This window comes from Myxacorys almedinensis A (genome assembly GCF_010091945.1).
In the GTDB taxonomy this organism is placed as follows: Bacteria; Cyanobacteriota; Cyanobacteriia; order Leptolyngbyales; family Leptolyngbyaceae; genus Myxacorys; species Myxacorys almedinensis.
Window position 1 is genome coordinate 1 of record NZ_WVIE01000051.1, and the last position, 10,630, is coordinate 10,630.

The 10,630-nt window shown below is 49.4% G+C and carries 12 protein-coding genes; 8 read left to right on the plus strand and 4 right to left on the minus strand.

Annotated elements, in window-relative coordinates:
• Positions 1-267: 267 nt before the first annotated feature.
• Entirely contained in the window at positions 268-2,076 is a 1,809-nt protein-coding gene (sppA, locus tag GS601_RS22325; protein ID WP_162425496.1) for a signal peptide peptidase SppA, read from the plus strand.
• 6 nt (positions 2,077-2,082) lie between these two features.
• Here the strand turns inward: sppA and GS601_RS22330 are convergent, their stop codons facing one another.
• A complete protein-coding gene (locus GS601_RS22330) occupies positions 2,083-2,646 on the minus strand; it encodes a 5-formyltetrahydrofolate cyclo-ligase (RefSeq protein WP_162425497.1) in 564 nt (187 codons plus the stop codon).
• Positions 2,647-2,770: 124 nt separating this feature from the next.
• Between GS601_RS22330 and GS601_RS22335 the strand changes: the two genes are divergently transcribed.
• A complete protein-coding gene (locus GS601_RS22335) occupies positions 2,771-4,342 on the plus strand; it encodes a peptide ligase PGM1-related protein (RefSeq protein ID WP_162425498.1) in 1,572 nt (523 codons plus the stop codon).
• On the opposite strand, the gene GS601_RS22340 is transcribed toward GS601_RS22335, so the two are convergent.
• On the minus strand, positions 4,339-5,322 hold the full coding sequence (locus tag GS601_RS22340) for an alpha-ketoacid dehydrogenase subunit beta (RefSeq protein WP_162425499.1): 984 nt from the start codon (positions 5,320-5,322) through the stop codon (positions 4,339-4,341). The two genes, GS601_RS22335 and GS601_RS22340, sit on opposite strands and share 4 nt — an antisense overlap.
• A gap of 433 nt (positions 5,323-5,755) precedes the next feature.
• Here GS601_RS22340 and GS601_RS22345 point away from each other — a divergent pair, with 433 nt between their 5' ends.
• The 5 genes from GS601_RS22345 to GS601_RS22365 all read left to right on the plus strand — a co-directional run bounded on the left by GS601_RS22345 (position 5,756) and on the right by GS601_RS22365 (position 9,259).
• Positions 5,756-6,313 (plus strand): GNAT family N-acetyltransferase, encoded by a 558-nt coding sequence (locus GS601_RS22345; protein WP_162425500.1) that lies wholly within the window; start codon positions 5,756-5,758, stop codon positions 6,311-6,313.
• Positions 6,314-6,504: 191 nt separating this feature from the next.
• Positions 6,505-6,999: a GNAT family N-acetyltransferase gene (locus tag GS601_RS22350; RefSeq protein ID WP_162425501.1), complete on the plus strand. Its 495-nt coding sequence runs from the start codon at positions 6,505-6,507 to the stop codon at positions 6,997-6,999.
• A gap of 6 nt (positions 7,000-7,005) precedes the next feature.
• Positions 7,006-7,857, plus strand: a complete 852-nt coding sequence (locus GS601_RS22355; RefSeq protein WP_162425502.1) for an SDR family oxidoreductase — start codon at positions 7,006-7,008, stop codon at positions 7,855-7,857.
• Positions 7,858-8,211: 354 nt separating this feature from the next.
• A complete protein-coding gene (locus GS601_RS22360; protein WP_162425503.1) occupies positions 8,212-8,655 on the plus strand; it encodes a hypothetical protein in 444 nt (147 codons plus the stop codon).
• Between the two features lie 67 nt (positions 8,656-8,722).
• Positions 8,723-9,259, plus strand: a complete 537-nt coding sequence (locus tag GS601_RS22365) for a helix-turn-helix transcriptional regulator (RefSeq protein WP_238393459.1) — start codon at positions 8,723-8,725, stop codon at positions 9,257-9,259.
• On the opposite strand, the gene GS601_RS22370 is transcribed toward GS601_RS22365, so the two are convergent.
• Complete coding sequence (locus GS601_RS22370; RefSeq protein ID WP_162425505.1) at positions 9,240-9,662, minus strand: type II toxin-antitoxin system VapC family toxin; 423 nt, start codon at positions 9,660-9,662, stop codon at positions 9,240-9,242. The two genes, GS601_RS22365 and GS601_RS22370, sit on opposite strands and share 20 nt — an antisense overlap.
• A complete protein-coding gene (locus GS601_RS22375) occupies positions 9,663-9,929 on the minus strand; it encodes a hypothetical protein (protein WP_162425506.1) in 267 nt (88 codons plus the stop codon).
• A 134-nt stretch (positions 9,930-10,063) separates the two neighbouring features.
• Here GS601_RS22375 and GS601_RS22380 point away from each other — a divergent pair, with 134 nt between their 5' ends.
• Positions 10,064-10,567, plus strand: a complete 504-nt coding sequence (locus GS601_RS22380; protein WP_162425507.1) for an AMIN domain-containing protein — start codon at positions 10,064-10,066, stop codon at positions 10,565-10,567.
• Positions 10,568-10,630 lie beyond the last annotated feature (63 nt).

Consider the following 10,630-nt stretch of genomic DNA (forward strand, 5'->3'; position numbering starts at 1 on the left):
GAAGGAATTTTACAACTCTTTCAAACGTAGTCTCAGCTTTCTTTTTGCGCTACCTTCCGTTCGTCGAACTCACGTCAGATTAATTTGGTATGACCTAAACGGGGAAGTGTAGATTCAAACCTTCACCGACCATACTCAACAGAGTGGCAACACAGATACCCCAAACATCACTAGCATGTAGAAGCATCTATTTATTCATCCCTTAGAGCCAGTTACCCTGACTCGGAGCCGCTCTCGTTTTTATTCCTCGATCTTCTCCTTCAACCTATGCGCGACTTTTTAAAGCACACTCTTGCAACGGTTCTCGGTCTTTTCATTTTTATGGGTATCAGCATCGGGAGCCTGTTGATGCTGGTGATTGTGGCATCCGTATCTTCGCGAGATGCATCGCCGACCGTTAAAGACCGATCGATCCTGGTGTTTGATGTTTCAGAAACGATTACCGATGCGCCCTCTAGTGCCAGCCCTCGTGAAGTGCTGAGTGGGGCGTTGGCGGGCAGCGATCGCAGCACCATTGCCCTCAGAAGTGTGCTGAATACGATCGATGCTGCTGCGAAAGATAAGCGCATCACCGGGCTGTATCTGTACGACGGTGAGGGGTCGTCAACGTCTGGATTGGCGACGCTGCGAGAGGTTCGCAAAGCCTTGGAGCAGTTTAAGGCGACGGGTAAAAAAATCTATGCCTATGGCGTGGATTGGAAAGAGCGGGAATATTACCTCGCGTCGATCGCCGATCAAATTGCCGTAAATCCGATCGGGAATTTAGAGATCAACGGATTTAATGCAGAAGCCGTGTTCTTTGCCGAGGCGTTGCAGAATTATGGGGTTGGCGTGCAGGTGACGCGGGTCGGAAAATATAAGTCAGCCGTTGAGCCTTTCTTGCGCTCTAGCCGTAGCCCTGCCGATCGCCAACAGACTCAACAGTGGCTCAATGATTTGTGGGGCGAGTTTGTGGCGACCACCAGCAAATCTCGCAACCTCAAACCCGCTCAGCTTCAGCAGATTGTCGATAGTGCTGGGTTTCTCACGGCTACCGAAGCGCGCGATCGCAAGTTGGTGGATCGGGTGCTTTATGCCGACGAGATGAGTGCCCAACTCAAAACCCTAACTGGCAACGACGAAGAGAGTAAATCCTTTCGCCAAGTGAGTTTGAAAAACTATGCCCGTGTGGCAGAAGACAAGGCAACCCGACAAAACAGCCAAAATCAGGTCGCGATCGTGTATGTCGATGGGCAGATCGTCAACGGGCAGGGAACTGCCGGGAATGCAGGCGGCGATCGGATTGCGCGGCAGTTACGAGATCTTCGCTTAGACGACGATGTAAAAGCGATTGTTTTACGGGTCAACAGTCCGGGGGGCAGTGCCACCGCCTCAGATGTGATTCAACGAGAGGCAATTTTGGCGCGCAAAGCCAAGCCTCTGGTGGTGTCGATGGGCAATCTAGCGGCGTCTGGAGGATATTGGATTGCTACCTATAGCGATCGCATCTATGCCGAACCTAATACGATCACGGGTTCGATCGGGGTATTTGGGCAGGTTTTGAATGTGCAAAAATTGGCAAACCAAAATGGCATCACATGGGATACGGTCAAAACCGGGCGCTTTGCCGACGCTCAAACCCTGTCTCGCCCCAAAACCCCTGAAGAGTTGAAGCTAATTCAGCGATCGGTAGACAAGATTTACGATCAGTTTTTGAGCAAGGTTTCTGAGTCTCGCAAGCTTGATAAAGCGAAGGTTGCAGAAATCGCTCAAGGGCGAGTTTGGTCGGGTGGGATGGCAAAATCTTTGGGATTGGTAGACGAATTAGGAGGGTTAGACGAAGCAATTCGCGATGCGGCAAACCGCGCCAAGCTAGGAGACGACTGGCAGGTTGAGGAGTATCCAAAGTCTCGCACGTTTGAAGAGCGGCTGTTAGAACGGTTGGTCGGAGCGAGCTTGGGTATCGCCGCCCCGAAGCCTGACGATTTGTTAACCCAAGGCATTGAAACGGTGCAGCAGCAACTTGAGGCGCTGCGATCGATGAACGATCCGCAACATATCTATCTTCAGCTTCCGGTCAATTTTCAGATTCGGTAGCGATCGTTAATTGCGAAACAACGTCACACCCGCTTCGGTACACCTTCCAGTGAGGGCACGATCCCACGGGTCGATCGTCAGTTCGTCAACTACGGCAAACTCAAACAGGATGCCGATCGCAGGCTTATTTGCCCAGGCTAAAGTGCCAAATAGCCGATCATAATAACCGCCGCCGTAGCCCAGTCGGTAGCCCCTGCGATCGCACCCGACACACGGAACCAACAGCAAATCGACCTCTTCGGGATGCAGCACGGGAGAGCCAGGATCAGGTTCAAGAATGCCATACGCCCCTGGTTGTAGCGCAAAGCAATCGGGCGCAGGGTGATGCCACACCAAAGATTGCCCCACACAGCGAGGAAACCCCCACCTTTTGGTTGGAAGCGCAACGGTGAGGGCATGCAAATCTGGCTCTTGCCGAATGCTAACGTAAGACAACACAGTGTTGGCGTGCTGCATCAAAGGTAGTTTCTCTAAGTGTTTGCAAATTTGCTTGCTTTTATGATCCCATTCCGGTTGGGATAACTGCTTTCGCCGATTAAGAATCTGTTTTCTCAGGCTTGTCTTTTCCATTGACATTCTCTTTCAACGGTTTTATGGTGCTGTGTGCCTAAAATCTCTCCTGCGCTCGTGTTGTCAATCTCCTTCTAATATGTATGATGACTAGTATCCCGCTTGGTGGCAGGTTCGTATAGAGATGGAATCATCTAGCATTTCAGAGCGTTTTCAGCAGTTTCAGGCTCAACTGCGCGATCGCTGGAGCAATGTCGAAGACTTTGAGATGTGCGACGCCGATATTGTCGTTGTGCCATCGATCAGCGTCGATCAGCGCGAACTCTTGAAGATTGAAGGCTTTTTTCACTACGAAGAACGCCTCCTCTTTTCTCTGATTCGCCTGCGAAACCCCCGCACCCGTCTGGTATTTGTCACCTCTCAGCCCCTCCATCCCAGCATTATTGACTACTATTTGCAGCTTTTGCCGGGAATTCCGTTTTCCCATGCCCGCGATCGCTTGCTGCTGCTGTCAGCCTACGATTCATCCCTCAAAACCCTCAGCCAAAAAATTCTCGATCGTCCACGGTTGTTAGAACGCATTCGTCAAGCGGTTAACCCCAATCGGGCATACATGATTTGCTACAATTCCACGGCGATGGAGCGTGATTTATCGGTGCAGCTTGGCATTCCGCTGTATGCCCTCGATCCAGACTTGCTGATGTGGGGGACAAAAAGCGGCAGTCGGCAAATCTTTGCCGAAGCAGGCGTGCCCCACCCAGACGGCAGCCCCTTGATGTGGACTGAAAAAGATCTCGCCGTGGCGATCGCGCAATTGTGGGAACGGCAGCCAGAGTTGCAGCGCGTGGTGGTGAAACTCAACGAAGGCTTTTCGGGAGAAGGCAATGCGCTGTTTGATCTGCGTCCCTTAAGAGCTTATCAGCCAGGAGCGGCGAGCCATGCTGAGCGCGTGACGAAAATCTACGATCGTTTCTCTGCGCTAGAGTTTGAGTCTAAAGCCGAAACTTGGGAGAATTACGGCAATCGCATTTCAGAATTGGGTGCGATCGCAGAGGCATTTGTGGAAGGGGAGAACAAACTGTCACCCAGCGTTCAAGGTCGGATCACGCCCGATGGTGAAGTCGAAATTCTTTCCACCCACGACCAGATTCTAGGCGGGCCCAGCAAGCAAATTTATCTGGGCTGCCGCTTTCCGGCAGATGACGCCTACCGGTTGACCATTCAAGATTTAAGCCTCAAAGTCGGTCGATGCCTCGCAGAAAAAGGCGCACTAGAGCGGTTTGGCGTCGATTTTATCGCGGTGGTGCAGCCCAACACAGGGGAATGGGAATTCCATGCGATCGAGATTAACCTCCGAAAAGGCGGTACGACGCATCCATTTATGACGCTCAAGTTTCTGACGAATGGACGCTACGATCTGTCGAGCGGCGCGTTCTATAGCCAGCAAGGGCGCGCCAAATATTACATGGCAACTGACAACTTGCAAAAGCCGCAATATCAAGGTCTCTTGCCCAACGATTTGATGGATATCATTGCTCACCATCAGCTTCACTTTGACACCAGTACCGAGACGGGAACCGTGTTTCACCTGATGGGCTGTCTATCAGAGTTTGGCAAGCTAGGGCTAACCAGCATCGGCAACTCGCCTCAGCAGGCAGAAGATATTTATCGACGGGTCGTCAAAGCGATCGACGATGAAACCAAACCCGACAAGCTAGAACATAGCCTCTCCATGCATTGGAATAGCCGCTATTAAACCTTGGCAGCAACCATGTGCCTCACCGCCTCAGCAATTTGCTGAGGTTGGACGATCGTTAAGCTCTCCAGCGTTCCGTTGTAAGGCGTCGGAATATCTTGCGACGACATTCGCAACACAGGCGCATCCAACTCATCAAAAAAGCGATCGTTGATCGATGCCGTTAATTCTGCGCCAATGCCGCCGGTTCGCATGCATTCTTCAACCACAATCACGCGATGGGTTTTGCGAATTGACTCGCCGATCGTTTCAAAATCTAGCGGCTTGAGGGAAATTAGATCGATCACTTCTGGGTCAACCTCGTCTTTTTCGAGGGTTTTTAGCGCCTGCAAAACGTGGTAGCGCATCCGAGAATAGGTCAAAATCGTCACATCTTTTCCCTTCCGGACAATTTCTGCCTTGTCTAGCGGCAGATAATATTCCCCTTCAGGTAAGGTTTCTTTGAGGTTGTAGAGCAAGACATGCTCAAAAAACAGCACCGGATTGTTATCACGAATGGCAGATTTGAGTAACCCTTTGGCGTTGCGCGGCGTTGAACACGCGACAATTTTGAGACCCGGAACGGCTTGAAAATAAGCTTCGAGACGCTGAGAGTGTTCGGCTCCGAGACGGCTGCCCACGCCACCTGGACCTCGGATCACCATCGGAATTTTGAAGTTGCCGCCAGAGGTATAGCGCAGCATCCCAGCATTGTTGGCAATCTGGTTAAATGCCAACAGCAAAAAGCCCATATTCATGCCTTCGATGATGGGGCGCAATCCGGTCATTGCTGCACCCACCGCCATGCCCGTGAAGCTATTTTCTGCGATCGGGGTATCAAGCAACCGCAGGTCTCCATATTTTTTGTGGAGATCTTTTGTCACTTTATAGGAGCCGCCATAGTGCCCGACATCTTCCCCCATCACCAGCACGGTGGGATCTTTTGCCATTTCCTCGTCGATCGCTTCCCGTAGGGCGTTGAAAAATAGGGTCTCTGCCATTGCTGTTGATGAATAATTGGGTCGGGCTTACTTATTTTAGTGGAGGGGATGCGATTCGCAAAGCGCAACTCGAAAGCAACTAGCGCGATTAGCGCAGAGCGCAACTCCGTAGGAACCGCTTCGAGTTACCTGCAAGGGGTCGCCTCTAGTGCAGGGAACCTGTGCCTGACAGCCAGACTAAATCTGAAAATAAGCGAAATTCCGCCTATCCATCCAGATAAGCATATTAGGCAGAGATTATCTGCCTATTCACCCATTTTGGGATGATATGCGGAGACTTTCCGCCGATCCAGCCAATTTAAGGTGATATGCGGAAACTTTCTCTCTAAATAATAGTTATACAGCAGGTGCTCAATTGTTCTGGTGCAAGCCAGCGATGAGAAATTTCGATGTTAAGATTTGCTGGAAAGGTCGGTCGAGAGAAAGTCGTCTCATGCTTGCTCAATCTACACTTGAAACAATCAGATTGATTCTGCGCCCTTTATCTCTTGCAGATGCACCATTGCTTCAAGGCGCGGCAGGTGCTCATGAAGTTGCTGATACAATGATTTCTATTCCTCATCCGTATCCTGATGGTGAAGCGGAGCAATATATACAAAGGCAAATTCAGAATTTTAAGGCAGGGCATTCAGTTTCATTTGTCATTGAGCGCAAATCTGAGAAAGCATTCTGTGGAGTCATCGAAATTCGAGATATTGAGCGAGAACACTCTCAAGCGGAATTGAGTTTTTGGTTGACAGCTCAGGTGTGGGGTCAAGGGTATATGAGTGAAGCATTAAAGCCTATGCTCCGCTTTGGGTTTAAGAATTTAGATCTCAACAGGCTCTACGCCTACCACATGGTTAGAAATCCAGGTTCAGGTAAAGTTTTGCAGAAAAATGGGTTTATACAAGAAGGGGTTTTACGTCAACGAGTACGAAAGTGGGGAGTGTTTGAAGATGTAAAAATATGGGCAATTCTTCGGGGAGACTGGCGAGGCGAAGCTGTATAACAATCCGCTTGCACGCCGACTGCTCAAAATTATTGGTTGAGTCCGAGAGATTACTAGCAGCGGGTGAAGCGGAGCGTTGGGCTGCTTTAGGTTACTGGTGGGGCGGTGGTTTAAAGTTCTTGGTGGTGCAACAAAGATTAAGCTAGCACTAGGTTGAATTCTATGACCTATTAGCACGTAAACTAATCCCAATGATTGAGGTTAAACCAATCCAGCAACATCAGGTTGAACAAGCCAAACAAATTGTCACGGCAGTTTGTCTAGAAATTTGGCAAGGTATCCTGACTGAACAAGATTTGAGGCGCTATGATTCAATGTCCGACATTGAGAATGTGCAAACACATTATTTCGATAATAGCGGCACGTTTTTAGTGTTGGTTGATGCCGATCAAGTTGTCGGCACTGGAGCGATCCGAAAACTTAATGATGAAATTTGCGAACTCAAGCGGATGTGGTTTCTCAAAGCGTATCGAGGACAAGGATTAGGCTGGAAAATGGCTCAACTGCTCTGCGGTTTTGCAAAGCAGGCAGGGTATCGCAAGATCAGGCTTGACTTAGCCAATGAAGAACGACAACCAGAGGCACTCAAGCTTTATCGAAAGCTCAGCTTTTATCCAATTGAGAGATATAACGACAGCCCATGCCAGGTTTTCATGGAGAAGTTGTTGGATATTGAAATCAGGTAGTCTTGGATGATTATTATCACAGGGGCGACAGGAAGGGTCGGCAACAAATTAATTGAGGCACTCTTGAAAGCGGGTGAACCAGTGAGAGTGCTGACGCGAAACCCCCAAAAAGCAGCAAATCTTCAGGCATCTGGAGCTTCCGTTACTCTAGGGGATTTTACACAGTTGAGTACTCTCAATGCAGCGTTGTCTGGATGCAATCGCCTCATGGACATTCCACCAAATACGCTGAATCAAGCAGAGCAAGAGATTCAACTCTTTGAAGCAGCTAAATCCGCTGGCATCCAGCATATTGTCAAGCTGTCTACGGTAAAAGCAAATCCTGAATCAAACTGTCATTTTTTCAAACAACATGCGATCGCGGAGGAGTATCTCAAGCAATCCGGTATGAGGTTTACCATCTTGCAATCTAATTCTTTCATGCAAAACTTCTTGTGGTTTACACCTGAGATACGAACACAAGGAACTTTATCTTTGCCAATGAAAGGAGCAAAAACTGCCCCCGTGGATATTCGTGATGTCGTGCGTGTTGCACATATGGTATTGACTAGAACGGATGGTGAGGGGAACACACATAACATCACGGGCTTAGAGATGCTTCCATTAAAAGGTATTGCTGAACAGCTTTCTGCTGCTGCAAATAAAAAAATTACCTATATCAATGTTTCACTCTGTGATTTTAAGCGAACTTTACTTCAGGCTGGTTTGCACGAGTGGTATGCGGCAGCGATTGTTGCATCGTGGCAAGTGGCAAGTGAAGGACACCCGACAATAACGAATATAGTTGCTGAAATAACTGGGAGACGACCCATTGCATTTGAGCAGTTTGTTCAAGATTATGAGCGTTCATTCAAGTAGCTGGTGTACGAGCGGCTTGCCAAGCAGCCCAACACTGCGGTGGAGCGGACAGTTTAGAGATCTTGATGCTGAGTTATAGGTAATCTGCTGCCGCTCACCTCTGCCGTTATGCCTCTCAAGTTTTTGGGTTAGGGCATAGTTGCAAGTTATCAAAAATGTGCGATCGCCCTACCGCTATTAATTCAGAGAGTGCAGCTTGCTGTGCCTATTCTTTTTGTCGCTATACTCATTGCCACGATCGTTTTTGTGGCAGATCCAAAGTGAATTGGTTGTCATGGCAAATAGCGTATCGCGCTTGCCTTCCTATCCCAATCCAGCGATTCTAGAAGATGCTACTTATTCTCATTTACTGCTATGACCATCAGCATCTCGCGCCATCATTTCTTTGACATTTTCTTTGAAGATGAATCCACCCAGGAACAATACGACCCTGCCGATGAGTTTGATATCTCCTGGCAGTACCCGTCCCAGTTTGGCAAAGGATACAGCCGGACGATCGACCTGCCAGCGGGACTGGGGATATTGATCAGCCACTATCAACTGCATGACGACCTGGTAATCCAGGCTTCAGAGCGATCAAGCAGTGATTTGCTGTATGGTTGTTGCTTTATGGGAACTCGTAAAATGCGGGATGTTCACAGCAGCAACGAACAGAACGGTGGAGTCGGACAGTATTTGCTGATGAGTGGGGGGGCTTTGCCCAGCCAAGGAGTCGGACAGTATTTGCTGATGAGTGGGGGGGGCTTTGCCCAGCCAAATTTTAGCAACCTCCGCAAAACAACCTTTTTTGATTGTTGATGCCTGGATATCACCGGAGCGATTTTGCTCCTTTTCAGGCAATCGATCGGGGGAAGTTCCACCCGAGTTGAAACATTTAGTCAGACAGTCAACTCAACTAGCCACTGCTCGTTATGCGACAGCTTCCCCTGCTATGCAGGCGATCGCGCGTCAGATTCTACACTGTCCCTACTGGGGCATCACCAAGCGGATCTATCTGGAAAGTAAGGCACTGGAACTGCTAGCAGTGATCATTGCCGAAGAAGTAGAGGCACAGCGAGGGCGAGTACCTTTATCCCCATTGCCGTCCGAGGAGGTCGATCGCCTCCACCGTGCCAGGGAGATTTTGCTGCGGGATCTGCATCATCCACCCACGCTCATGGATCTGGCACACCAGGTCGGCTTGAATGAATGCAGCCTCAAGCGGGGCTTTCGGCAGGTGTTTGGTAAAACCACATTTGGTTACTTACTCGACTATCGACTGGAACAGGCATACCAGCTTTTATTTGAACGCCACATGAATGTGGAAGAGGTTGCCCGCAAGGTAGGGTATGCAAACCGCCGGAGTTTTGCCACGGCATTCCGCAAAAAGTTTGGCAGCAGCCCTAAAGCAATTCTTTCCTAAAGAGAATGATGAAGCCCTCTTGCGTGAAATGCTTGTCTTCAGTTAAGACTTCCACAATTCCCATCTGACGCATGGTTTGCATCGATATGCAGTCGGTTAAGCTATATTCTTTGTCTAATCGCTGTTCGTAGAGTGCAAGTCCATTGGCAAACGTACTGCGTGATTGAGGGATGTGTAAAACGTTTGGTTCGTTAGCAAATTCCTTTACCGTCTCTACGGTACGCTGGCGCATTCGCGTTCCATAGGCGGAGAGCGCGTTTAGAACCTCTACCAACACTTCGTCGATCGTTACAATTTGCACATCTTCAAGCGTATCGACCATTTTGAGTGCAGTGTTGTGCCATTCATCACGGGAGTTTAGCAGTGCTAACCAGTAGAAGGTATCAGCGAACACCTGTTTCATTTAATCTCGCTTGGGCAATCCATAGAGATAGTGATCGTGTTGGGCTGCCAGATCCGTTGGCAGTAGCGCTGATTCTGCTTCCGTTAAGGGAAATTTTTCAAGGAGTCTAAGCAACCCTTTTCCGGGTGTCTCTGGACGATCGCCCTTCAAAGCAGGTGGCTCCTGAAGCCGCCGCATCTTGGCAAACAGAAGAAAGTCAAGTAGTTCGTCAATTAGAAAGTCTGGGGCTTGCTCAATTTCTTGAAGAAGTTGCTCTTTGGCACTCATTGCTTTGCAAGATGCATCATTGGGTTAATTATGGCATAGCCAAAAATTCCGTTTGAGTGACGAAAAACTCCGTTTGCGAAACCTGGCGATCGCCAATTGCCCCCTGTAATCCAGTAATCTCTTGAGAATTGTTCTTGATTACAGAGTTTTTACTGTGGGTGTGGAGCGTTATGGGTCATTCATTCAAGTGGACAGTGGTTGCAGGTATCGTCTCGGTTTTGATTGCGCCGTCAGTAGGGGCGGAGGAGATAGGGAGCAGGCTGCGCCACGCTTCGCAAGGGGGAGATGGGGAGGTAGGGAGTAGGAAAATCCGCATTCGTGACCTCAGCCGTCCCGCTACTACCGTCAAAGACTGGATGGCACAGATTGAAGCCGCCACGGTGCAGGTGACCAATGTGAAACTGGAGCGTACCGACACTAGGTGGGACATTACTCTGGAAACCGCCGAGGGCAAACCCTTACAGGTCGATGCTACCAAATTTCGCACTGAGGGCAACAGCCTAATTGCCGACATTCCCAATGCGGTGCTGGCGCTCACGAATGCCACCGAGTTCAGTGCGGGGAATCTAACCAGTGACATTGCCAATGTGCGCGTGACGCAAGTGGATGCCAGCAACATTCGGGTGATACCAAATTGAAAAAAGGGAGAGACAAATGAGAGAATGGGTTCTGCCGTGTGGAGAAAAACAGCAATGTCAGGT